Below are 24,231 nucleotides of genomic sequence, written 5' to 3' on the forward strand. Positions count from 1 at the left end.
CAACATGTAAGCGGATTGCCTCCACTTTCGTTGTATCTTCATAATGCTTAAACTTTTGCCCTTTAACCGCCACAAAAATACACCCCCTAGAATTTCATCGGAATAACCTAGGGGTTTTTCCAATGTCTATTCTAAGGGGTGCACTTCACCTTCACTAAACTATTATTATGTTAGGATTAAACGATAAGATAATTCTTTTATACTTTGAGTATTTATGAAAAGCTATTCCACATTTCATAGAATTTTTATCTATCTTCAAATCAAAATATACTTCCTTTGTAGTATTACTCATCAAAACTATATTATCTACATTAACTAGAATATTCCTATCCAAATCTAAAAATTTATATCCACTAGTATTAAGCACAACAGACCAATATTTCAATGTCCCCATCATATAGTAATTCTCATAAGGAGTATGAACTAAAATCCTTTTTTTATTAGACTCGCTTTCCATGTAATTGACTATATCACAGGATATATTATATATTCCTGACTCCCCATAAGCATCTCGCGTGACTGTTAACTTATGCATATATTATAAGAGTACTATAAATTTTAAGGCGACCCAAGTGTTCTAATATAACTATGCTCGCTTTATTTAGAGAGAATCAAACTTATTTCTAATCTTAATATTATTTATAGCCAGGCAACTCTTCCCTACGTTAGTTAGTTTGACTTCAAAAATTTTTTCTTTTGATGCTTCATTTTGTTTATACACAAACCATTTTGTATCAATCTACAATGCCAACTAAGATTGATATTTGTCACCGCCTCTAGCGAGTTTACTAGATAAGAAAAAAATAACCATTAACTCTCCAAGTAACAACTATTAACCAAGATTTAATCATTGAAGTTTCGCTAAGACAAACTCCAATAAATATGAAAACTTGGAGGTATCCTGATGAGCCCCGACGAACTTCGAGCATTAGAGCGTTCAATTGATGAGATAACAGAAATTGCAAAAGGTTTTGGATTAGATTTCTATCAAATGCGCTATGAGATTTGTCCTGCAGAGATCATTTATACATTCGGTGCTTATGGTATGCCTACAAGATTTAGTCATTGGAGTTTTGGAAAAACTTTCCATAAAATGAAACTACAATATGACTTTGGCTTGAGTAAGATTTACGAGCTCGTTATTAACTCCAACCCTTGCTACGCCTTTCTTCTTGAAGGAAATTCTTTAATTCAAAATAAACTCATCGTCGCCCATGTGCTCGCTCACTGTGATTTTTTCAAAAATAACGCTCGCTTTGGTGTAACCAATCGCAATATGGTCGAGAGCATGTCTGCTACAGCGGATCGTATTCATCAATATGAAGTGGATCATGGCACGGAGGCGGTCGAGAAGTTTATCGATGCGATCCTTGCCATTCAAGAGCATGTCGATCCTACGCTCATCAAGCCTTATCAATTAGATAAGAAACGTTATATCGAGATGGTGCAAAAGGACAGCGAGCGCTCGGAGTGGAATATCCCTTCCTCCTCTTATGATGACTTGTGGAATCTGGACCCGGATCGCACAGCTGCCGCCGCATCAGCCGCTCAATCGCAGGCCGCTGACGCCAAACGTTTTCCGCCACGGCCAGAAAAAGATCACATCTGGTTCATTGAGGAATACTCCCCTACTCTGGAGGATTGGCAGCGCGACATTCTATCTATGCTTCGCGATGAAATGCTCTACTTCTGACCGCAAATCGAGACCAAGATTATGAACGAAGGCTGGGCTTCGTACTGGCATCAGCGAATTATTCGCGAGCTTGATCTGACTAGCGATGAAACAATTGAGTTCGCTAAGCTGAACTCCTCTGTCGTGCAGCCATCCCGGCACACCTTGAATCCCTATTATTTGGGCTTGAAAATATTCGAGGATATCGAGCGCCGATTCGATAATCCAACGAAGGAAGAACAAGCACGCTTCGGACGCGTCCCCGGCAAGGGCAGAGAGAAAATGTTCGAGGTACGCGAGCTCGATTCCGATATTTCGTTCATCCGTAACTACCTTACGAAGGATCTGGTTAATGATCTCGATCTGTATATTTTCGAGAAAAAAGGCCCTGAATGGAAAATTACCGATAAGTCGTGGGAGAAAATTCGCGATCAGCTTGTTTATTCGAAAGTAAACGGCGGGTTTCCTAGCTTGATGGTCAAGGATGGGGATTTTAATCGTGTGGGTGAGCTTTATCTTATTCATGAATACGAGGGTATGGAGCTTGATCTGAAGTATGTGGAGCGTACGTTCCCTCATGTCGTTCAGCTTTGGGGGAAGAATGTTCATCTAGAGACATTTGTTGAGGATAAGAAGATTGTGTTTAGCTGTGATGGGAAGAAGACGAGTCGGAAGTTTGTTTGATTTAAGAAGATAGTGCTTCTTAATTCTGCATTTAAAAGCTAACATGCATTACGATGAGACAAAAAACCCGATCTCACTCGATCGGGTTTTCTATTTTTCGGACAGTGGGGGCCAAGGGGGGCGATACCTCTGATATACAGAATATTTTCTCCATCATTTTCATTCGGTACATATTCTTATACTCCGATATTTTAATTCCTATTCTAATGATACCACTTCTTGATTGGGAGAAACATCTTGCTTGGCTTCTTCTAACTTTAATTAGCAACTCGCATCAAGCACATTAAATGTGTATTAACCATCACTCTGCAGGTACATATCCTTACCTTTAAAGTAAGCATCAAATCTAGCCCACCAGTTTATTGGAAGCAAAAGGGGATAGCGATAATCGCTCCCTCGCTTACCTGCTGTCTTGAATGCTAGCAGTACTATTATTCGCTGATAAATCTGCTAGCGGGTCGTAAGGCGCACCTGTAAGCGTACCGACTAATAAAGCAATATCAACTGCATTTTCAGGACTACCCCAAGAGTTTCCAGAGAAAACAAATATAGCACGGTCAACGACAAATCCACGCGAATTATAAGTGACATTATTCGTAATAAGGCCTGTTGAATTTGGGTTTAAATAAGCAGGCTGTCTCAAAGTGTAAAAGGTATTATTACGTACGATCAAATTCGTTGCACTGCCTTGCGAAACAAACGCACGATTCACGACCCACCCTGATGACGGACCAGCTTGAGGCGGGCCAAAGATAACATTATTGATTAGCTTATGGTTCGCTCCAGCAAATTGTATAAAATCAACAGCGTACGGATTATTACTCGTAATAGTCACACCATTGATCGTCACGCCGTTACCAGTAACAAGAAAGAGAATGACTGCCGCTTGCAAAATAATTACCGTACTCGGATAGCCTTTCAACGTAATACCAGCTTTGTTAAGTGTAATTTGAGAAGTGATTGGATACGTCCCGCCTAATACATGAACGGTTCCTGTAGGCGAAACAGCAACAACGCCTTCTTGTATCGTTGCGAAAGGACTGGCCTGAGTACCGTTACCGCCCACCGCCCACGCCTGCACACAAACCTCAAACGGATTAGGTTGAAAAGTACCAGTCGCACGTAGCACCTGTCGCTCCCGTCCCCCCAGCAGGTCCGGTTCCTCCAGTAGCTCCCGCCACTCCCGTTTCTCCAGTCGGACCTATAGAACCCGTAGCGCCTGTCGCACCGCCAGGCGTACCTGCTTCTCCTGTGGCTCCCGTTGCTCCTGTTGCTCCTGTGGCACCAGTATCTAAGTCGAACCTGTTGCTCCAGTTGCTCCTGTTGCTCCTGTTGTTCCTGTTGCTCCTGTTGCTCCTGTGGCACCAGTACCGCCGGTCTCACCTATTGCTCCCGTTGCTCCTGTGGCACCAGTACCGCCGGTTGCTCCTGTGCCTCCAGTAGTACCTGTTGCTCCGGTCATGCCAGTAGGTCCGGTTGGGCCCACGGCTGAAACATCGTTTTGAACGACGACTAGCACTGCTTTAACGGGTACGTTAGCAGAGAGATACACGAGAGCCGTGCCAGCATTCATAAGCGAAACGGAAACGGGGGAGGCAGCAACCTCAATAATTCCTATCCCCGAAACCACCCCCGTCTTCACGGGCGAATCCCCCTTTAAATCATCGCCTTGCGAGGAAGAAAGCGCAAAAACAACTCCATTCGCGGATGATGATGATTGCGTCGCAACCCACCAATTCAAAATATACCTTCCCGTTTAATTCTTTTGCTCTGTTTTGAACGTTTGCGGAATAATTTTAGAAGTATCGGGAGGTGCGTTACTCTCTACCTACCGTAAAGACGCCGCAGCCTTCAACTTCTACTTTTTCGCCAGCATACAATTTTCTTCCTCGTGATTCAAGTTAATGTTTCATCTGAACGGGCAGGGCAGAGTCATAGCGAAAGGACCTATCCCAGCAGTTCTTTAGCTCCGTTCATCACTAAGGGCAAAGACTGTTTAACGAATGATTCCGCACTTATTAGACACCCCTCTTTATTCCAAACGTAAGCCGCCCCATATATCCCCCAACTTAACATGATAGAAGCTGTATTTATTAAGAATTGCGCGTTTGGATTCGATAGCATCTTATCTTTGTCTATAAAAGAAAGAAGTATCGTTTGAATTTTTTCCTTTATTTGAATTTCGAATACAGGTACAAGCGATGTATTTCTTCTTTTGCACATAGTGCTTAGACCCTTGTGAAATTCGCATACCCCCAGAAAAATACTCTGAATTGATTCTTCATTCAATACTTCGTGACCGCTTATTCTACGATTTATGATTGTCATAAATGATTCCATTAGTCTGGCCTCAAGAATTTCGAATTTATCTACAAAGTGCGCATAAAAAGTCGCTCTGTTAACAGTAGCCCGCTCTGCAATATCCCTAATGGTTATCGATTCAAAGTCTTTTTCTTGAATTAATGAAGCAAAAGCGTCTTGAAGGAGTCGCCGTGTACGTATCACACGAGGATCAGCTTCATTTTTTTTAATTGTCATAGTTAAGATCTCCCCAGTAAAACGACATTATAGAAATGGTGTTGTCAATACAACGGTTTATGGTTATTGATGATTGCGTACCATTCGGTTGATATTATAACATACAAATACAACAAATGTTGTTGAAACGACTAGTGTTGTATTAAAAAATGCTAAATGCCATTTTTTACAAAAGGGGGGAGAGAACCATGTCGGTTTCACAACCGTTGCAAACGAGGGAGCACCAACTTTTTTTGATATTATTCGAGAAAGCCTGTCGGTTAGTAGCTATGATCCCGAGATCAAGATCTCGCGGGAAGAATTGACCAAAACATTACGGCAAGCCCCGCGCTGGCTCCTTCTGCTGCTAAAATGAAGCCGTGGCGGTTTCTCGTTATCGACAAAAATAAAATATAGCTATTTAAAACATATCAGGAGAGTGAATGATGAAGAGCACATGGAAAGTTTACGTTCTAGCCTTGATCAGCTTTTTAGTTGGAACATCCAATTACATCGTTTCCGGGATATTAGACCGAATCGCAGAGACGTTGGGAACAAGCGTTGCAGCAGCAGGTCAGCTCATTACGGTTTATTCCCTGGCCTATGCGGTCGGCACTCCTATTTTGATGGCGCTGACGGCCAAAATGGACCGGCTTAAGCTCCTGCTTTATTCGCTGGGCCTCTTTATTGCCGCAAATCTGCTGACATTTATATTGTCCGGCTTCGGTTTCTTCATTGCCGCGAGAATCATTACGGCGTTAGGCGCCGGGGTGGTCACAGTTAACGCGCTCAGCATCGCCGCCAAAATCGCTCAGCCAGGTAAGCAGGCCAGCGCTATCGCCAACGTCACCATGGGCATTACCGCATCGCTCATCATCGGCGTCCCGCTCGGCAGAATGGTAGCCTCGGCTTTTGGCTGGAAAGCGGTATTTCTGGCCATCGCAATCGTCGGGGGCTTGGCCATGCTTGTCATTGCTGCGGTTATACCACGTATGCAGGGCGACAAGCCTGTCCCTTTGATCAAACAATTTGCTTTGTTAAAAAGGCCTCAAGTTTTGGTTGCTTTAGCGATTACTTTTTTCTGGTTAGGAGGATATTCCCTTGCCTATACTTACTTATCACCTTTTCTGCTAGAGGTGACTCATTTAAATGAATCATTGATTAGCGCTGCTCTGTTCGTGTTCGGTGTTGCCAGTTTGATTGGCTCGAAAGTCGGCGGCTACAGTGCGGATAAACGGGGCATCAAATACACGCTCGTTTCAGGGATGGTGCTTCATGTCATTTCGTTGATTTTGCTATCCTTAGTCGGACAGTCGGTCATTGCTGTAATCGCCATTTTGATCCTCTGGTCTTTTGCCGCTTGGACATCAGCTCCCGCGCAGCAATTTAACCTAGTTTCGCTTGTTCCCGAATCCTCGGGCGTCATGCTGAGCTTGAACAGTTCCATGATGCAGCTTGCCATGGCTGTCGGCGCAGGAATCGGCGGGCTGATCGTTAACCGTGTTTCTTTAGCATCCATTACCTGGTTCGGGGTACTCGGCGTACTCATCGCCATCATTGCTGTGTTTGTATTGTCCAGCATGGCATCACGGCATTCGGTGGTTCAATCAGTGCATTAAGTTTTAGATGATTTTTTATGATAGCGAAGAAATAGATGAGGATGTTGGAAAGTGCAAAGAGGATTAAATTAACGGGCACGATAATGAAATCAAACCACAAGAGGCCGCCGCGGGACCGATCAAGGCGGCCTCATTAAGCTAACATTTGGCAGGATATTACAATGATGATGTTGCATATGGTTTCAAATGTGAGCATGTCGAGGTGAAAAAATGAAGATTCGTATTTTGGATTCAGCGGATGCTGAAATTTATCGTGAGTTAAGGTTAAAGTCTCTGAAGGAAAATCCCGAGGCATTTTTGACAACGTATGAAATAGAGAAAGATAAACCAATTGAGCAACTACAACGTAATCTCATTGCTTCAGATAATCGATTTACTTTAGGCGCTTTTATCAACAGTGAACTCATTGGTATTGTAACATTTGTAAGGGAAAGTAACTCCAAGATTTCACATAAGGGTAACGTCTATGCTATGTATGTTTCACCTGAATTTCGAGAAAAAGGAATAGGTAAATCATTGATTCAAGAATTGGTTATTAAAGCGAAACAGTTTGATGGGCTTGAACAGATTAACCTCACAATCATCTCAAATAATGACGCGGCAAAGCGACTTTACGAGACTGCCGGCTTTGTAACTTATGGAACAGAGCAGAATGCACTAAAGACTGGTTATCAATATTGGGATGAAGATTTAATGGTCTTACGATTGCTCTAACGGAGACGAAAGTTGAATGACAGAAAGAAGCAGGCCAAGACTGTATTGTTCCAGTCATGGCCTGCTTTTTGTGATACTCCCACATTAATACATTGAATACATGTAAACAATGTGCAGAGCCTTATATTTCAAGGGTTTTTCACGTTCGAGTATAGATAACGTTAAAATGTTGGCGCGACCCCTATTATGGTTCTGCCTGGCGTACCAATTGCCCCAATCACTTCGCCGGATATACCTACCGGTCCGGACTGGGACTATCAAATCAAATGGGACGGTGTGAGTACCCTGGTCAGACTTGACGGCGTAGGTGGCGTAGAAATATTTTCAAAGCGCGTAGAACTTCGCAATGATCGATTTCCTGAGATTGTAGAACTTTTGAAACCGCTACGAATCGGTGCCTGTGTAATTGATGGAGAAATTGCTTACTTTGACGGTACACGACCAAACTTTCAGCGCGTCCTGATCGGGGTTAGCCGCAAGAAATATGATGACAATCTGATTTTTGTTGCTTTCGACATGCTCTATGATGATGGACAAGATATTCGCTCTCTCCCCTTCAGGGAACGATATGAGCGACTTACAGCTAAACTACCAACAAAGTAGCCACGGTTATTTGTTACTGACCTGGTATATAATGGACCTGCACTATGGAATTGGGTTAATACTCATGAGTGGGAAGGTATCATATCCAAAAAGCTAAACAGCCCCTATGTTGAAGCACTGCGACTTCATCTTCAGGTTCTAGCTGTTGATTGATCTGGTTTGAATTAGGAACCGTCTGTTCAGGATTTATCACCAAAATTAACTCAATCAGTTGCTGCCGCATAATCAATCGAATCCCGTTAGATTTGGCCAATGTATAAGCCTGCTCTGTATAATCACTGTTGGTAACAACCCACGCTTCTGTTGCCCCGTAATGTTTCAATGCTGTATGTACTTCTTGCACGGCCTTTAGACCGACATTTTTGCTGCTGTGGTGTCAGAGGGAAATAAAGTCTTAGACTAGAAAAATTAAGTGTTAGACTGAGAATTATCAAGACCTAAACTTAAGAAAATCAAATAAAATAAATGGTTCTACATATTAGTCATGCATAATATGTGGAACCCTTTATTTTTAACTATCATCACTCGTTAGTAACTCAACGCTCTTCCCCCATTCGACAGGTTGCGTCAGGATTACCCCGTCTGTCTCCACCCATTGGGTTAGGCTGTTCTCTTTGGCTTGAATAACGATAAAATACAGGTCTTCTGAAGCAGACGTATTCCGCAACGCTCTCACTCCATCCGGAGCGATTCGAACTGAAGTTCCTTCGAACACATCTAACTCATTTCCGTCCACTTAAAATTGACCTTGTCCTTTAAGAAAGATGTAGAGTTCCTCATTTTCTTGGTGTTTGTGATAGAAGGGGATTTCCGCCTTTGGGGGCAGATTATTGAGTGAAACTTCCATGCTCGTAAGTTTTAAGGAATCTTTTAGAAAAATTTTTCCTTTTAGCATTCCTTCCGTGACGTTTCCAATTCGAAAATGCACCTGCGTGGTTAACAGAGTAATTCGCTTGATTCGGCTCCAATTTGTACACCTCACCTTAGATTTAATTATATCAGTAACAGAGTGATAATTGTCCTTCGAAGAGCAACCCCAAAGACGCCATTGTCATTGCAGACGTTGATAACCGTGGTTATTACTACGATTACACTCCAGTTGGGGACTTCCAGAGGTTTAGCTAAGACCAATGATAAACTAAAAGGCTGGCAGGATGTTGCCTGTTTCGAGCAAGCTCTTTAAATTGCTGAGAATGACAGGCCAGCCAATATTAAATCCATCAATCTTCCCTTCATCTTTGCGAATATCCTTCTCTATTAAATCCTCGTGTAGGAGTGTCAGTTTAACAGTAGAGTTCAAGGGTGTTAATTCATAACTTGCCGCCGCATCAGCCGCTCAATCACAGGCCGCTGACGCCAAACGTTTTCGCCACGGCCAGAAAAAGATCTCATCTGGTTCATCGAGGAATACTCCCCTACTCTGGAGGATTGGCAGCGCGACATTCTATCTATGCTTCGCGATGAAATGCTCTATTTCTGGCCGCAAATCGAGACCAAGATTATGAACGAAGGCTGGGCTTCGTATTGGCATCAGCGGATCATACGCGAGCTTGATCTGACTAGCGATGAAACGATTGAGTTCGCTAAGCTAAACTCTTCTGTCGTGCAGCCATCCCGGCATACCTTGAATCCCTATTATCTGGGCCTAAAAATATTCGAGGATATCGAGCGACGCTTCGATAACCCAACGAAGGAAGAACAAGCACGCTTCGGACGCGTTCCCTGCAAGGGCAGGGAAAAAATGTTCGAGGTACGCGAGCTTGATTCCGATATTTCGTTCATCCGCAACTACCTGACGAAGGATCTGGTTAATGATCTCGATCTGTACATTTTCGAGAAAAAAGGCCCTGAATGGAAAATTACCGATAAGTCGTGGGAGAAAATTCGCGATCAGCTTGTTTATTCGAAAGTAAACGGCGGATTTCCTAGCTTGATGGTCAAGGATGGGGATTTTAATCGTGTGGGTGAGCTTTATTTAATCCACGAGTATGAGGGTATGGAATTGGATCTGAAGTATGTGGAGCGTACGCTGCCTCATGTCGTTCAGCTTTGGGGCAAGAACGTTCATCTGGAGACTTTTGTTGAAGATAAGAAGATTGTGTTTAGTTGTGATGGGAATAAGACGAGTCGGAAGTTTGTTTGTTACGAGGATAATGCTTCTTAATTCTACATTTAAGAGCTATCATGTATAATGCTAATACCAAAAAACCAATCTCATTTGAAGTGACCCCATAAAGTTAGACAGTTTATTTTGCTAGGCGATTAGTTGGGCATGAGTTTGGTACTGTACCGGACTCATGCCCTTTAGTTTGGATTTAATCCGTTTGTGATTGTAATAATGGATGCATGTGTAGATCTCTTGTTTAAAATGTTCGATACTTTCAAACCCCTTTAAATAAAGGAATTCAGATTTCAAGATACCAAAAATTTCTCAATGACGGCGTTGTCGTTGCAGTTTCCTCAGCGGGACATGCTTTGTTTGATACCACGTTCTTTTTAGAATACTATTCTTCAATTCATCGTATGTGATAGCATCATGCCAAGAAACATTTATAACCCGGAATATTTATCATTCGGGCCTTATCCGACTGAGCTGACCTTCAATTAGGATCACCTCCTGCTCGATTCACATGCAGCGGATCTTCGCGAGAGGAGCGGCTTGCGCTGCAACAGCTATTCGTCATTTTCAGAGAATGTTTTTGCTGCAAGTCTAATAGTTGCAATTTTTTCGGCCTGTTGACTGTAAAGAATCCCGTATCTGACCGACCACGATAGCCTACATCGAGTCAATCTAGGACCGGTATGTGAATCTAAACATGTCGTCCATATGCTATATGGGATGCTTACTGTTATAAAACATCCCTTTTCCTTACACATAGGTTTGTCGAATGTTCAAATATGCAGAACCTCCTGCTTCAGAGGTAATAGTGCATGCGACTCGTCGATATAAATAAAAGCATCGTACCTTTGCGAAATGATAGAAGGAACGTAGTTACCCCGATCATGCCATGAATTGTACACCACGCCAATCGCCCGATGTCCGACTGGTTCAACAAAGAGAGACTCCTCTCGGTCAAAAAGAAGCATTTTATCAAAGGCGCCCGCACGATGCATTATATCCTCCCAGCTGTTCTGCTGGGCATCCGGCACCTTCATGGTCTTGATTTCCCCGCCCCATCGGTCGGACGCGGTAACGGTTCCCCGATGCGTACCAAAACCGACCACATATACTCGCTCTTCACCGTACTTCTCCCGGACCAACTGTCCTACATTTATCATTCCATCTGCGTTCATATCCGTTGCCCGCGCGTCGCCGATATGCGTATTATGCTCCCATACAATGGCCTTGGCTGCTTGGCCGTGATATGATTTAATCCTTTCCAATGCTTCGACCATATGATGGTCCCGTACGTTCCATGAATCGGGTCCTCCTCGCACCATCGACCGGAAGTATCGTTCGGCATTCACCGCGACCAAAGCATTCAGCTCATCGCTTAGCAACGCTTCATCACCGTTATCGCTTCGCTGTCTTCTGGTCTGAAGATTGTCCAGCAGCTTCACAACCTCTTCCTCGCAGCTTTCGGATAAAAATGCGGCGGATACCCCATAATTTTGTGGCTCTCGGCCATAAGGATCAAAGCAGGCAAAAGCTTTGCGAGCTGCATCCAGTTCCGGAGAACCCGTCTTTTCCAAATGCTTTAAAATTTCATCAATGGATTCCCACAAGCTATACACGTCGATGCCATAAAAACCGACCTTATTCTTTACTAATTGAAGCTTATTGTAATCATAAAGCCATTGCGTAAATTGCAAAATTTCTTCGTTTGCCCACATCCAGGTCGGCCAGCGGGTATAATTGCGAAGCGCTTCTCGGGCGTTTGACGCAGACCCGACATATTGTTTCACATAACGATTCAATGTATAACAAGACGGCCAGTCCCCCTCCACTGCGATAAAGGAGAATCCTTTCTCGGCAATCAACTTCTTGGATAACTCTGCTCTCCACGTATATAATTCAGCCGTGCCGTGAGATGCTTCTCCTAGCAATACAAAATCCGCATCCCCGATCGCTTGGACTAATGCGTCAAGATCGTCCACGCCTTCCAGCAGAACCATGGTGTCTCTAATTTTCCCCACTGCATTCTCGCTATTCATTCATGATCATGCCCCTATCCATTAGTGTCGCAGTACGATTTGCCATCATTATATCGTTTCCTGAGAAAACTTCATTATGTAGACAAAAGTGACTGATCTAAAACCTTAATTTTCGTCATCACTCGGCCGGTTTGGGAGTCTTAACTCACTTCTTACGTGCAAAAGACATCGGTATAACACCTTGGGTAGTTTGTTAAAAACGTACTTTGTCAAAGACAAATGAACGTCATAGGAAAGTGCCATTGCGAAAAACCAAGGAGCTAGAAAGGACAAACTATCCAGAAGGGAGCAAATTGAATCAAAAGAAAGAGGCGTGGCTACTTGCATTATTCGGGTTAGGATCAATAACAGGTACAGGATCGGGATTTATTTCTACTTGGTCTAGTTTAATAATCGAAAAAAGCTTATTCTCAGTTATTCTTAATTTCTTCCTAGCAGCTGTCGGTACTTTTTTTAAGTTTTTCAAGCCTTAACGAAAGTGTACGCCGAACACTCGGAGAAGGAATCATTCCTTATGTATCCAAGCTAGCTCATCCACGGTTGGTTATATTTGGTTATCCGAAATGCTTATTTTCGGTTGCCAATTGATAGCCATCGGTATATTTCGAAATTCCGGTCGCATATGCATACGGCCAAGAAAAGTCCCATTCGTATCCGCCCTAGAAGATTTAGAGAGGGTCTTAGGTAGCCGGAATAAAAGAACATATCATGTGACTCCGAGGATCATTTAACTGTAAGGGAGAGCGTATTGTATTTTTGAAACTCTCCGCGCCTGTATAGGTGAGTATGAAGCCTGAACTGCATATGAACTGCGAGGAAAAGGCTGTCGACAATCGGCAGCCTTACGAAAGTTACCTAAATCGAAATTCATTCCTATTCTGTTTCTTTCTTGGTTTCTTGATATGATCGACTAGCAGCTTGGATAATGTTTTCATCGATCTCGGATTCACCTTGAATTTCAACTGCTGCCTCAATTTGATTATTCAACTGCTCTTCGGTTTGTCCTATTTCATGCGCTCCTTGATGGTTTCTGCTTGTTGTCATTTATTATTTCCTCCCACTTTTAATTGGGCTATATAAGCCTTAATCTTACAATAAACAAAATGACAGTTGAATATGCGTCATGGATGGTTCCTCCATCATCAAAGGATCATCTGTATATAATCCATTGGGATCGGCATTCTAATTATGTTCGGCCAACTCTTGAAGGAGGAATGAACTTGACAGCACATTTAGGAGCTCACGAAACGGTGGAAGCTCATGAGATTTTGACGTCCACTATCAATGCAAGCTATATCGTCCTTATGCAAAGGATCCTAGAATAGCTCAAATAATGATTTGCGGTTAGTGAATACAATCTTGTCGTCCAAACATTACAAAACATGAATGGACAAAGACAACAAATGATGTCTCCTTCGGTTAATTACCGATTTCATGCCAATATACGGGCTTGATAATCCCGCTATGCAAAGCCCAAATATGTCCCCAGTACAGTTTGATGACATTTACTTGGACTTCATAAGGCATCGGCAACTATGAAAATAATTGCCACACTGGAATTGCTAACCCGCAGCTTAGAACAATAATGCAACAAGGAGCAATAAACTGCTCTGAGCAGGCATATGAAGTATGGCAATATATGAATCAATCTGGATATTTTCAAGTGCCAGCCATGAAGAAAATGACAATAAATATAGCCACTATAGCCACTATGAAACATCTAATTTTGCATCACCCAATGGCTTTAATCTATTTCAGCCAGAGATAAGAACCCAATAATCAAATTAAATATTCAACTAGACAGACTTGATGAACTAAATATTGGAAAATGAAATTTAGGAGGAGCCTGTAACCAAAAGAAGATTCACCTTATTTATTTTCTTTAATTGAATGAATGACTTTCAAGTGAGTTTTTTTAATTATCAGCTATTTAGTATATTAACCAAGTAATAGAGAACTTAAGAAATAATAGTGGTAGTGGGATTGCTGGCGAAGAAATAATAGGAGGAAATCAATGAAACCTGTCATTGATGTAGCAAAAGGAAAATCAGTCATAAAGCATTCATTAAATGTAATATGCCCTATGGTCGAGATCAATTAATCTTCAAGTGATCTGGCATAAACCGAGATGCATAAGATAAAACCAGTTGTCATTTTAAAACATCCGGACACTACCATCGTACACTTGCTCAGTGAATACAAAGTGAAGGGTATGTTATATACTAGTTAATCCTTTGCAGGCTCAAAGAGCCCGAAGAACAAGTTTGCGCAGGATCCAACCCTATATCAATGGAGGTTCCAGCGACTCCAATGATTAAAATCCATTAACGAAAATCTACCCCTAGTTCACTAATTCTTGGGCTTTTTGAGGGTTGCGAACACATAAAGCGAAATTATTTCACAAAGCTACCTTCAAAAGATGTCTACAAATTTTAAAGAATATTCAGTTTATTCCCTCATTTTTATATCCCCGGTGTTCCGTATATCCACAACCGTCCGAAAATCAATAACTAGCTTAGGAAATAGTTGATTCTCCCATTCATCGATTTGACTCTGCGTGAGCTTCTTTCGAAAGATTACTCCGGTCATCAGAATGTCAGAATGTTCCTGTTTTATCTTGATGAATAGCAATTGAAACCGCTTTTCAAGGAGCTGTTCCAGTTCGCGCTTTAATATCCTGTTGTCCAAGACGTTCTTCGCTTTTGCCTCTAACACGATTGCTTTCAGTTCCATCGTACTTTTAATCTTCGGAGACCCTCCTTCCCATGAAGTCTGATTCTTGACATTCGCATCTACAATTTGTAAGCTAGCAGACTCTGTGACCTCGACGATTCCACTTATGAATCGGCCGTGAAATAGGTTATAAAGCATTGTTTCGTCCGAAGATATGAATCCGACCATTCGGTCATTATGAAATAATGCCGAACCTTCCATCTGAAACATGGTTTCGGTACCCTTATTGATAATGGGAAGCACGATATCCGCTGTAGGGGAAAGGATGTCCCTGTACACCTCCCAAGCATGAGTAAGCGCTATATTAGGGGTCCAGCCCGCGCTCGTATTGAACAAATCCAGCATCTCTGTGCTGCTTTCTTTGCGCTTCTTACTCTGATCGCTTATCAATTTGGCGACATTACCTCTTACAACAGCTAGTGTAACCTTCGATTTAAGTTCGCGTGCCCTCATAATATATTGAGTTATGTCCTCAATTCCCTTCTTTGCGAGAGCTTCGCTTACCAAGACAAGAGAGACATGAAGTAAGTCGATGCTTCTTTCCTCGTTCATCCTCATGCGGTCCAGTGCTTCGCTGAACGTATAGGCCTCTGCGTGAGCAGAGTAAAAACTGCCACTTAGAGGATCTGGTATCCTCAAACTAACAATATATGTGTTTTTTTCTTCATCCAGATCGACCCCCATAATAAGTGGGAGTAAGCGCTTATCTACTGGCTTTGAGTCCCAGCAACCTGTTAATGCCATGAGCATTGTGGTCATCGCAATGAAAGCTTTCGTCCATCGCTTCAATATTGAATTCGCCTCCCCTTGCCCTTCGTTATTCCGACGACAAATATTAGTAGTGGGATAAACCCGATACTGTACAGCCGTAATGGAGTGTCCAAGATAATTAGTTGTTCGATCATCTCCCAATCTGGAATTGATACCGATACCCAATACGCTAACAAGGTTACCGCCCAGCAGAGAACTTTAGTGGAAATCGGAACATACAGTTTGGCAAGCATAGTTGCAACCATCCATTGTAAGATCGAGCTATAGATAAATATAAAGGATAAGGTAGAGACCAAATAAAACATCGTAATTCTGTCAACAAAAAGCCATTCCAAATTTACTGTGTCCAGAGCACTAAGAAAAGGAAAGGGAAACCTCACCGCCGTGGCTGGACCAAAAATCAATAATGGAATATAATTAGCAAGAAAATACAAGGGTAGTAACGCCCCCATCGTACAGTACAGCATCAAGCGGAGACGTTTGGAAGAAAAATTGATTTTTGATGAAGTCATTCCTAGAAACAAGAAAGCCGAATGGGCAAGCATTCCTGTTAGGAAGCTCTCCTTCCTCCAAAAGGACGGTTCAATGTTCAATGGAAAAACAAAGTTCAGATTTGTGTTTTGAAAACAGGTCACTAAAGAAAATAAAATGAAAGGCAGAACGACAAACATAAGGATGACAGACCCCCGCATTATAGCTTTTAAGCCATGTATTGCTGCTTGCAAAGGGATGCCGAGCATGATTAGCAGTATCGCCCAAATCGGAGTCTTAGGCAAAAAAACAACCGTCACCAACTCCGCATGACTTCGGTTCAACAACACAAAACTCATAAAAAAATAAAAGACAAGTGGCAACAGCAAAATTCTTGCGGTCCATATACCGTACCTTCGAACTATCTCCGTCAAGTCTTCTCCCGGGAAAGCGGCGAGTCCGCTAAAATAAAATCGAAGGAAGAGAAGTTCAAGCGTAAACCCTGTCAATATGTACGCCCATTGTCCAAATCTTGCAATTTCGATCATGTTCTCTGGATATAGGAAAAAAATTAAACTGAGATGAACCGCGAAAAACGTAATCGTTATGCTCCAGCTTTTACTCATGACTTTCCTCCGGGTTTATATCTAAGCTTAGATAAGGCACTTGGAATGTGGTGATGCCCGATAGATAAAACAGCAACCAAACCAGACCGGCGAAAATTCCCAAAATACCGAAAATGGAGCCCAAAATAACAATTACATATTTAAACAAGCGAATCATTAAAGCATTCTGTAACCCGACAAATGTAAAGTTCGCGATGATCGATGCGGCTACGACGATCAACAGAAGATTGCTCACCAATTGCGCCTGAACGGCAGCTTGGCCCAAGATGATACCGCCAACCATCGTAATCGTCGGACCGATACTTTTCGGAAGCCGCACGCTTGCGCCTACGATCATTTCGATGACGATTAGCATGAGCAGCATCTCGAAAAGAGGCGGATAAGGGACGCCTTCCCGGCTCTTGGCAACGGACAAAGCCATGTCGATTCGGAATAACTCCGGATTGATGTCGACGAATGCAACATAGAGCCCTGGGACAAGAAGCGCTATAAGCAGGCCCAGAATCCTTAACCCTTGTAGGAAAAGCGTTATGGATTCCTGCATATTCCTGTCGGAATAAATATTCCATAGGTCCATCAATTTCGGAGGGGCTATCAGCGCGTAAGGCATTTGATCAAGCAGCAACAACACTCGACCTTTTAACAAGAGTGCTACAGCCTGTTCCGGCATTTCTGACGTATAAAATAGCGGAACTGGACTCCATTTACGTTGACCCAATATTCGTGCTAGATCTTGGATATTTCCTACCTCTGTCTGACTCTGCTCCTCAAGCAAGGATACGATCTGGATCACTATATTACAGCTGTTCTTGCCCTGAATGTGACATACAGCAACCGATCGTTTTCTGACTACCCCCATTTCAAGTTGGCGAATGGCAAGTCTATCAGACCGCAAATGTATTCTTAGAATGCCGATATTGGAGTCTAGGCTTTCTGTGAAGGCGTCCGAGGCACCTTGAGTGGGACTTTCGCTTTGGGGCGTGTCGATAGACCTCTGCAAAGAACGGGAAGTAGGTTTTAAAGATAGGTTTCCTGTCCGGTGAACAAGGACCAAGTTGCCTATGAGGACTTCATTAACCGCCTCTGATTCGGATATGTTAGACTTGGACTCCATCTGAGGCGCCGTATTATCCCCCCCCTCCTTCGCATCAATCAACTCAGGGATCCTTTTCAACAAATCGAAATTTTGAGAGGTATCAACCAAACTTTTCAAATAACAGAGAGTCACTTGCCCTCCGTTTGTTTCCTTCATTTCGACCGCGAAATCATCGCTATGCGCGAAATGTTGTTTTAAGAACCTAACAAGGTGCGCCATTTTTTCCTAGTTTCCTCCAATCCGGTTGGACTGGTATTATGATTACCAGTTCAATCAAGAATTATTTCCCATAGTGCATCGGAACATCACTATAACACGGATCGATGGAAACCTTTGTAATAGAAATCTTCACAAATCGTGTAAACCCCCAGGGGTGGTGCGGAGCATACTTGCAGTATATGGAAGGAAATGGGGTAGAATTTCACCCCTCTATTTCCTACGCCTTCATGTTGCCTTGTTATTCAACAGTGGTACTGAAACTATCTTTTTCCGTATTTCTGTCAAATTGTACCGAGGGAGGTTAATATCAACAGTCAGCAAAAAACCTCCCCGCAGCACCCTGTAGAGAGGTTCCCACTAATAAAATATCTTCTCATCCCGCTTATCCTTAAGTATTTCCACCGCTTCCCGAAACCTCAGTGAATGCACAATCTCCCGCTCCCGTAAATACTTCAAGCTATCCTGCAGACCCACATCGTCTGTTAGATCAATCAGCCACTGATACGTCGCCCTAGCTTTCTCCTCCGCCGCTATGTCCTCATATAGATCAGCGATCGGATCACCTTTTGCTTGGATACGGCTAGCCGTTAGAAGGCAACTCTACACTTTATCGCTCGATAGAACCATATACTACCATATATATATATGGAGGTTTGTATCTATTTTTATATAACAAATTTTAAACCACTTCAAATAGCTTAGTTAGAAATACCGTTAGGTGGCTTTTGGATACAGAATGTTGAGATCTTATAACGGTTCTTCTTTTATTTCATCAAACGCAGCGGCGTAATCGCAACGGTCGAGGTTTTGAAGCCCGGCATTTTGCAGTTGGGATCAAGCTCGGGACTGGTTGCCTTATTCACGTTCTGAACGCCGCCCCAGTGCATGGGTACAAATAGAATATCCTCCATAATCTTATCGGTGATTCTGCTTCTAACGTTGAAGCTGCCTCTAAGTGAGGTCACCTCCACCCATTCGCCATCCTCTATACGATACTTTTGAGCGGTCTTCGGATGAATTTCAATATAGTTTTCGATATTTCGTGCAGCTAAAGACGGACTTCTACGTGTTTGGACACCCGTCAAGTAGTGAGACAGCACTCTTCCGTTCGTCATTGTTAGTGGATATTCTTCACAAGGTCTCTCCTGAGGAAAGCGATTTGCTACCGGCATAAAGATCGCTTTTCCATCCGAATGGGCAAACGAATCAGCAAACATTATTCCTTGATTTCCGTCCTCATCAATTGAGGCGCATGGCCAATACACGCCTCCCTCACGCCGTAATCTCTCATAAGTAATACCATAATAATCTGCTAATCCACCACGGCTTGCAAGTCGCAGTTCCTCAAAGATCTGTTCGGATGAATGGAAGGAGAAATGCTGTTGTTTCCCCATTCCTGCGGCAATTTGGCATAAAATAGACCAGTCATGCCTTGTCTCTCCGGGCGCAGTGATCGCAGTTTCTCTTAAAAGCACACGGCCTTCTAGATTAGTCAAAGTACCGTCATTTTCCAAGTATGCCGTCACTGGCAATACAACGTCTGCCAATTTCGCTGTTTCTGACAAAAACATGTCTGCAACGACTAAAAAATCTAAGTTTTGTAGCCCTTCCTCAACCAAATTGGCATTTGGATTAGATACGATTGGATTAGAGCCCATCACGAACAACGAACGAATAACGCGCTGATGAACAAGCTCCATCATTTCGTATGCGGACACACCTTTTCGCGGCAGCTCCGCAGGATCAATTCCCCAGACGCTAGCTACATATGCGCGGTCCTGTTCATCCTCTATATTCCTATACCCTGGCAATTGATCGCTTTTTTGACCATGCTCTCTTCCCCCCTGCCCGTTGCCTTGTCCGGTCACGGCGCCGTAGCCGCAGCCGGGTTTGCCGACTTTTCCCGTTGCGATTACGAGGTTCAAGAAGTTTCGTACCGCCATATGGCCATCAGTCTGCTGCTCTACGCCTCTCGCAGTGAAAATAATACCGGATTCCGCGCGTCCATACGCAATAGCCGCTTTTTGGATGGCAGTTTCTTTTAAGCCCGTTATATTTGCCACCTCATCCAGCTGAATGCTGGAGAGATGATCCTTTAATTCTGCAAATCCATTGGTTCTTTTAGTAATAAATTTTTCATCCATCAGCTTCTCATCAAGCAACACTTTCAGCAGTCCATTAGCAAGTGTAGCGTCCGTACCGGGCTTAAGCTGCAAATGGATGTCGGCAATCGCAGCCGTTGCCGTAACTCTCGGATCAATGACGATGATGATGGCTCCGTTTTCTTTTGCTTTTATGAAATAAGGCATCAACGTGGGCTGACATTCAGCTATATTCGTTCCTGCCAAAATAATGCACCGAGCAAGCGGAATATCGGATAATCGGCAGGTCAGCCCTCGATCGATGCCGAAGGTTTTGTTGCCAGCAGACGCTGCAGCTGACATGCAAAACCTACCGTTATAATCGATATACTTTGTTCCCAGCGCAATTCTGGCGAACTTCCCGAGCAAGTAGGCGCTCTCGTTAGTCAGAGATCCACCTCCGTATACACCAAGTGAATCAGGGCCATGATCCTTGCTGCTGATTTGGAATTTACTGCAAATTGCGTTTATTGCTTCCTCCCATGACGAAGCGACAAATTGGCCATCTTTCCTTACTAATGGCTGAAGCAGACGCTCTGGACTAATTGCATGCTGATGTGCATTCATGCCTTTCACGCATAGTCGTCCTTCCGAAGCAGCGTTAGCAATTCCTTCAATCACATAGGAAGGCCTGCTTGATTCTAGGACAGTCGGTTCTTTCGTTATGCGCATCTTGCATTGCACGCTGCAAAACGGACATTGCGTATCCATGACGAAGCCTGAATCCTTGCTCTTATGAATTAACGATTGCTGCATATACCCTCACCAAGTCCTTTCATCCTTTGTTGCACTGCGGCAGCAGTCTTTGCTCTACCAGCAAGCTCCATTCGGCAGCTGCTATCGAGCAGCCTTTCTCTAATCTCTATGATTCCTGCTCTTTCCAGCCATTTCCAAACCGGCTCGCCAAATTCGGCATATTCCCTGTATAGCTGGAGGCAAGCTAAAGACAGCGCTAATGCGAGTGAGTTTGTCTCTGCTACTGCGATAAGCTGCCCTTGCTTAACGGGGTGTTCTGAATGCCCGCCAACATAGATTTCCCACCCCGAAGGCGCTCCGGTGATTCCAATATCATGAACAAGTACTCCGGCCGGATTTTGAATGCTGGGTGAAATAGCCGCTTTCACTGGTGCCGGGAAAGGCAAGCTTGCGCAGCAGCTTTCTAGCTCGCTCCCAAGGGAAACCAAATCAAACTCAGCATGGATACCGCGTATTAAATCTAGATTTGCAGGGGCAGAGTTTATGCTAAAACTGTATTCAGCTGCGATATTTCTATCTAGATTAGCAGCCTGTGGATGATAAATAACTAAATAATAGTGCAGGGCAGAAGAGCAAACGGTGCAGCCGGATAAGATCTTCCAGCCTAATGATGTTTTCATTTCATGAACAGAAGACATCGGATTGGCAGCAATATGATGTTTCAGCGTCTCGTGACTGGCATCGGTGCATCTGCAAATTGGCGGAGCCGATGCTTTCAAAGCATCTTTGCCATGTTGAAGCGCATATTGGACGATCGCTGCGACGATGGGACGGCAGCCTCCGCAGGAGCTTGAGGCTTTCGTATGATCACGAACCTGCTCCAGCGTTAGTAGACCGTCTTCAATTACGGCGCACATGATAGCGGATTTGTCTACTGCATTACAGGCACATACCATCTCACGCTCTTGCATTTGAGCAGCTAGTTCATCTTTTGCACTGCCGCCTCCGGCGCTCGGAGGAGCAATAAGCTCCACAACAGCTGCTCTTCTATTCACTAAGCCAAGCAAGGCGGTTCCTTCCGCTGTATCGCCATACAATATAGCTCCGCGCACCGTACCTTCCTTCATCGTCACTTTTTTGTAAGTTCCGTGAATACCATCAAACTGCTGGATAGCGGTCTCTGCTTCTTCCGGACGAATTTCGCCGACTGAAAAAACCTCGACCCCTGAAACCTTGAGCTGTGCGTATGGAACGGAACCTAAGTAGGGCTCTGAACTATGTCCGCAAATACTTTTGGCCAGCACCTTCCCTTGCTCATAAAGCGGTGCAACTAAACCATAAGCGACGCCACGATGCTCCGCGCATTCACCAACGGCATATATATTGGGTTTGCTCGTTCGCATGTAATCGTCCACGATGATTGCTCTTTTAGTATCGATACCGCTCTTTTTGGCCAGCTCGACGTTTGGACGGATTCCTACGGAAATGACGATTAAATCTGCTTCTAATGAATCGCCGTTCGTGAAGCGTATTCCTTTAGCGCGATTTAATCCGGTAATGCTTTCCGTTTCCTTGCTGAGCCAGAATCGCATCCCTTGCTCTTCCAATTCTTTGCGAAGCATGTCGGATGACATACGATCGAGCTGACGATTCATTAAATAAGGCGCATTGTGAATGACATCTGTTTCCATGCCGAGATTTAACAAGCCTCGTGCAGCTTCAAGCCCTAGCAAGCCGCCGCCGATCACTGCGGCTTTCTTATATTTTTTTGAGTATTCGATCATCATCTTGCAATCGTCAATGTTACGGAACGAGATGACGCCAGATTTATGAACTCCTGCAATGGGCGGAATAAAGGCAGAAGAGCCGGTTGCTATAATGAGATGATCATAATCGGCACGAATGCCGGATATGGTCGTTACATATTGTGAATCTGAATGAATATGAGCGACAGTCTCGCCTTTAAAAAGACTTATTTCCCGTTCCACATACCAAGACCAATCATTAATTACTATGCTTTCAATGGAAGAGTCTCCTTGAAGCACCTTTGATAATAAAATACGGTTATAGTTCGGATGATGCTCATTGCCAAATACCGTAATTTGGAATTTATCTGGCGCAAGCTTGATGATTTCATCCACACATTTAATACCTGCCATTCCATTTCCTATAACGACTAGTTTCTCTCTACTCACCTATGCTCACATCCACTCGTGCAATTTCCTAGATTGTTAAAGAAACAAAACGAACCTCTTGCCCAGCTGACGCGCCAGCCCCCCCGGCTGGTATTTGTACGATAGCATTGGCTCTAGCGAAGGCAGCAACATTACCGGACTTATCATGACGCAGCGGCTCTACCATCCATTCCTTCTCCGAGCGATAGACAAATGCTCTCGCGTATCTTGGATAAGGGGACGGTTTAGCTATGGAATCGATTAAACGCCCTTCCATCCACTCGGTCCGAAAATCATTTCTTCCGATAGCCTTCAATATCGCAGGACGAAGCAGCAGCTCGACACCTGCAAAGCAAGCAGATGGATTCCCGGATAAGCAAATGAGAAGCTTAGATCCAAAATGATAGGCAGAGGTAGGCGTTCCCGGTCGCATGACAACTTTAGTAAACAAAGGTACGCCGCCGATGCTTTCCGCCGCCAGCTTTACGAAGTCGTAATCACCAACCGATACACCTCCTGTGGTTACGATCAATTCTGATTGCTCTAGCGCCGCCTTAAGCGCGTTTTCAATCGTTTTCAGGCAATCGGGTACGGACCTATGACGAATGACTGAGGCTCCAAGATCCCTAAGCCGAGCGCTTACCATGAAGCTGTTCGCGTCAAAAATTTTGCCGGATTGCAAGCTCTCGCCTGGCATGAGCAATTCATCGCCAACCGGAATAATTGTGACGAGAGGTTTTTTATATACCTGTACTTCCGTTTGCCCAAAAGAAGCTAAAATGGCGATTTCTTTCGATTTGATAGCCGTTCCGCGGTATAGCACCTTCATACCATTTCGGATATCCTCGCCCTTTTCGGCAATGTGTTGTCCTTTTACGTAAGCACGATCAATTTGAATGGATAATCCCCGTAGGTCCATACGTTCGCGTGCTGCTTCCTGCACTACAATCGTATCATAGCCAGCAGGCACGGGAGCACCAGTGAAAATACGAACCGCAGTCATCATTTTTGGCTCCATATCGTACATACGCTCTGATTGGCCTGACCGAATTTCTCCTTTAACCTGTAATAACACAGGCATTTCCTTGCTTGCACCTCCCGATGATGCGGCGTAAATGGCGTATCCATCCATTGCGGCTCGGCGAAAAGGTGGCAAGGAGAATGGGCTTTCAAAATCATGAGCAAGTACTCTGGATAGACAATCATCTAACGATACCGTCTCACAAATCGGCTCCTTCATTTCCCTTGTCAATTTCATTAAAGCGTTTGATACGGATGCCGTAAGCGGTTGAATTGGATTTAGGACCGACATGTTATCCCTCCAGCGAATGATTGGTACA

18 protein-coding genes and 5 pseudogenes are annotated in these 24,231 nt (G+C 43.8%); 7 read left to right on the plus strand and 16 right to left on the minus strand.

Annotation, left to right across the window (positions count from 1 at the left end):
• Positions 1 to 154: 154 nt before the first annotated feature.
• On the minus strand, positions 155 to 535 hold the full coding sequence (locus AC1DOV_RS31755) for a LytTR family transcriptional regulator DNA-binding domain-containing protein (protein WP_441887249.1): 381 nt from the start codon (positions 533 to 535) through the stop codon (positions 155 to 157).
• A 369-nt stretch (positions 536 to 904) separates the two neighbouring features.
• Between AC1DOV_RS31755 and AC1DOV_RS31760 the strand changes: the two are divergent.
• A pseudogene (locus AC1DOV_RS31760) lies at positions 905 to 2,356 on the plus strand (SpoVR family protein).
• 400 nt (positions 2,357 to 2,756) lie between these two features.
• Here AC1DOV_RS31760 and AC1DOV_RS31765 read toward each other — a convergent pair.
• From AC1DOV_RS31765 to AC1DOV_RS31775, 3 genes are all read right to left on the minus strand, one after another.
• On the minus strand, positions 2,757 to 3,485 hold the full coding sequence (locus AC1DOV_RS31765) for a right-handed parallel beta-helix repeat-containing protein (protein WP_477551942.1): 729 nt from the start codon (positions 3,483 to 3,485) through the stop codon (positions 2,757 to 2,759).
• Positions 3,486 to 3,647: 162 nt separating this feature from the next.
• Entirely contained in the window at positions 3,648 to 4,097 is a 450-nt protein-coding gene (locus AC1DOV_RS31770; protein ID WP_477551943.1) for a hypothetical protein, read from the minus strand.
• A gap of 206 nt (positions 4,098 to 4,303) precedes the next feature.
• Complete coding sequence (locus AC1DOV_RS31775; protein WP_441886629.1) at positions 4,304 to 4,894, minus strand: TetR/AcrR family transcriptional regulator; 591 nt, start codon at positions 4,892 to 4,894, stop codon at positions 4,304 to 4,306.
• A 425-nt stretch (positions 4,895 to 5,319) separates the two neighbouring features.
• Here AC1DOV_RS31775 and AC1DOV_RS31780 point away from each other — a divergent pair, with 425 nt between their 5' ends.
• The 3 genes from AC1DOV_RS31780 (at position 5,320) to AC1DOV_RS31790 (ending at position 7,809) form a co-directional block, all read left to right on the plus strand.
• The gene (locus AC1DOV_RS31780) at positions 5,320 to 6,492 is read left to right on the plus strand and encodes an MFS transporter (protein ID WP_441886632.1); all 1,173 of its coding nucleotides are present in this window, start codon (positions 5,320 to 5,322) and stop codon (positions 6,490 to 6,492) included.
• Positions 6,493 to 6,702: 210 nt separating this feature from the next.
• Positions 6,703 to 7,206, plus strand: a complete 504-nt coding sequence (locus tag AC1DOV_RS31785; protein WP_441886635.1) for a GNAT family N-acetyltransferase — start codon at positions 6,703 to 6,705, stop codon at positions 7,204 to 7,206.
• A gap of 186 nt (positions 7,207 to 7,392) precedes the next feature.
• Positions 7,393 to 7,809: an ATP-dependent DNA ligase gene (locus AC1DOV_RS31790; RefSeq protein ID WP_441886638.1), complete on the plus strand. Its 417-nt coding sequence runs from the start codon at positions 7,393 to 7,395 to the stop codon at positions 7,807 to 7,809.
• Positions 7,810 to 7,888: 79 nt separating this feature from the next.
• On the opposite strand, the pseudogene AC1DOV_RS31795 reads toward AC1DOV_RS31790, so the two are convergent.
• Both AC1DOV_RS31795 and AC1DOV_RS31800 read right to left on the minus strand, forming a co-directional pair.
• Positions 7,889 to 8,170, minus strand: a pseudogene (locus AC1DOV_RS31795) (restriction endonuclease); the annotation flags it as partial.
• Positions 8,171 to 8,320: 150 nt separating this feature from the next.
• Complete coding sequence (locus AC1DOV_RS31800; RefSeq protein ID WP_441886641.1) at positions 8,321 to 8,545, minus strand: cupin domain-containing protein; 225 nt, start codon at positions 8,543 to 8,545, stop codon at positions 8,321 to 8,323.
• A gap of 627 nt (positions 8,546 to 9,172) precedes the next feature.
• Between AC1DOV_RS31800 and AC1DOV_RS31805 the strand changes: the two are divergent.
• Positions 9,173 to 9,973 (plus strand): annotated as a pseudogene (locus AC1DOV_RS31805) (SpoVR family protein); the annotation flags it as partial.
• Positions 9,974 to 10,063: 90 nt separating this feature from the next.
• Here the strand turns inward: AC1DOV_RS31805 and AC1DOV_RS31810 are convergent.
• Positions 10,064 to 10,305 (minus strand): annotated as a pseudogene (locus AC1DOV_RS31810) (IS3 family transposase); the annotation flags it as partial.
• 396 nt (positions 10,306 to 10,701) lie between these two features.
• Positions 10,702 to 11,964, minus strand: a complete 1,263-nt coding sequence (locus AC1DOV_RS31815) for an erythromycin esterase family protein (RefSeq protein WP_477551944.1) — start codon at positions 11,962 to 11,964, stop codon at positions 10,702 to 10,704.
• Between the two features lie 293 nt (positions 11,965 to 12,257).
• On the opposite strand from AC1DOV_RS31815, the gene AC1DOV_RS31820 reads away from it, so the two are divergent.
• Positions 12,258 to 12,437, plus strand: coding sequence for a hypothetical protein (locus AC1DOV_RS31820; RefSeq protein WP_441886650.1), 180 nt, complete (start codon positions 12,258 to 12,260; stop codon positions 12,435 to 12,437).
• A gap of 400 nt (positions 12,438 to 12,837) precedes the next feature.
• On the opposite strand, the gene AC1DOV_RS31825 is transcribed toward AC1DOV_RS31820, so the two are convergent.
• On the minus strand, positions 12,838 to 13,008 hold the full coding sequence (locus AC1DOV_RS31825; RefSeq protein ID WP_441886653.1) for a hypothetical protein: 171 nt from the start codon (positions 13,006 to 13,008) through the stop codon (positions 12,838 to 12,840).
• A 514-nt stretch (positions 13,009 to 13,522) separates the two neighbouring features.
• On the opposite strand from AC1DOV_RS31825, the gene AC1DOV_RS31830 reads away from it, so the two are divergent.
• Positions 13,523 to 13,732 (plus strand): spore coat protein, encoded by a 210-nt coding sequence (locus AC1DOV_RS31830; protein WP_441886716.1) that lies wholly within the window; start codon positions 13,523 to 13,525, stop codon positions 13,730 to 13,732.
• A 680-nt stretch (positions 13,733 to 14,412) separates the two neighbouring features.
• Here the strand turns inward: AC1DOV_RS31830 and AC1DOV_RS31835 are convergent.
• From AC1DOV_RS31835 to AC1DOV_RS31865, 7 genes and pseudogenes are all read right to left on the minus strand, one after another.
• Positions 14,413 to 15,486 (minus strand): Ger(x)C family spore germination protein, encoded by a 1,074-nt coding sequence (locus AC1DOV_RS31835; RefSeq protein WP_477512691.1) that lies wholly within the window; start codon positions 15,484 to 15,486, stop codon positions 14,413 to 14,415.
• Entirely contained in the window at positions 15,483 to 16,565 is a 1,083-nt protein-coding gene (locus AC1DOV_RS31840) for a GerAB/ArcD/ProY family transporter (RefSeq protein ID WP_441886656.1), read from the minus strand. The genes AC1DOV_RS31835 and AC1DOV_RS31840 overlap by 4 nt, the downstream gene beginning before the upstream one ends.
• A complete protein-coding gene (locus AC1DOV_RS31845) occupies positions 16,558 to 17,880 on the minus strand; it encodes a spore germination protein (protein ID WP_441886659.1) in 1,323 nt (440 codons plus the stop codon). Before AC1DOV_RS31845 ends, AC1DOV_RS31840 begins: the two co-directional genes overlap by 8 nt.
• A 357-nt stretch (positions 17,881 to 18,237) precedes the next feature.
• Positions 18,238 to 18,468: pseudogene (locus tag AC1DOV_RS31850) on the minus strand (manganese catalase family protein); the annotation flags it as partial.
• A 176-nt stretch (positions 18,469 to 18,644) separates the two neighbouring features.
• Positions 18,645 to 20,777: an assimilatory nitrate reductase catalytic subunit NasC gene (nasC, locus tag AC1DOV_RS31855; RefSeq protein WP_441886662.1), complete on the minus strand. Its 2,133-nt coding sequence runs from the start codon at positions 20,775 to 20,777 to the stop codon at positions 18,645 to 18,647.
• Complete coding sequence (gene nirB / locus AC1DOV_RS31860; RefSeq protein WP_441886665.1) at positions 20,762 to 22,912, minus strand: nitrite reductase large subunit NirB; 2,151 nt, start codon at positions 22,910 to 22,912, stop codon at positions 20,762 to 20,764. The genes nasC and nirB overlap by 16 nt, the downstream gene beginning before the upstream one ends.
• A 28-nt stretch (positions 22,913 to 22,940) precedes the next feature.
• Positions 22,941 to 24,203, minus strand: a complete 1,263-nt coding sequence (locus AC1DOV_RS31865; protein WP_441886668.1) for a molybdopterin molybdotransferase MoeA — start codon at positions 24,201 to 24,203, stop codon at positions 22,941 to 22,943.
• Between the last annotated feature and the right edge of the window lie 28 nt (positions 24,204 to 24,231).

This window comes from Paenibacillus sp. 01T47, from assembly GCF_056398245.1.

Coding starts and splice junctions, on each gene's coding strand:
- nasC (WP_441886662.1), bottom strand. CDS start 20,777: ATGCAGCAATCGTTAATTCATAAGAGCAAGGATTCAGGCTTCGTCATG.
- AC1DOV_RS31780 (WP_441886632.1), top strand. CDS start 5,320: ATGAAGAGCACATGGAAAGTTTACGTTCTAGCCTTGATCAGCTTTTTA.
- AC1DOV_RS31775 (WP_441886629.1), bottom strand. CDS start 4,894: ATGACAATTAAAAAAAATGAAGCTGATCCTCGTGTGATACGTACACGG.
- AC1DOV_RS31790 (WP_441886638.1), top strand. CDS start 7,393: ATGGTTCTGCCTGGCGTACCAATTGCCCCAATCACTTCGCCGGATATA.
- AC1DOV_RS31755 (WP_441887249.1), bottom strand. CDS start 535: ATGCATAAGTTAACAGTCACGCGAGATGCTTATGGGGAGTCAGGAATA.
- AC1DOV_RS31785 (WP_441886635.1), top strand. CDS start 6,703: ATGAAGATTCGTATTTTGGATTCAGCGGATGCTGAAATTTATCGTGAG.
- AC1DOV_RS31865 (WP_441886668.1), bottom strand. CDS start 24,203: ATGTCGGTCCTAAATCCAATTCAACCGCTTACGGCATCCGTATCAAAC.
- AC1DOV_RS31845 (WP_441886659.1), bottom strand. CDS start 17,880: ATGGCGCACCTTGTTAGGTTCTTAAAACAACATTTCGCGCATAGCGAT.
- AC1DOV_RS31840 (WP_441886656.1), bottom strand. CDS start 16,565: ATGAGTAAAAGCTGGAGCATAACGATTACGTTTTTCGCGGTTCATCTC.
- AC1DOV_RS31815 (WP_477551944.1), bottom strand. CDS start 11,964: ATGAATAGCGAGAATGCAGTGGGGAAAATTAGAGACACCATGGTTCTG.
- AC1DOV_RS31825 (WP_441886653.1), bottom strand. CDS start 13,008: ATGACAACAAGCAGAAACCATCAAGGAGCGCATGAAATAGGACAAACC.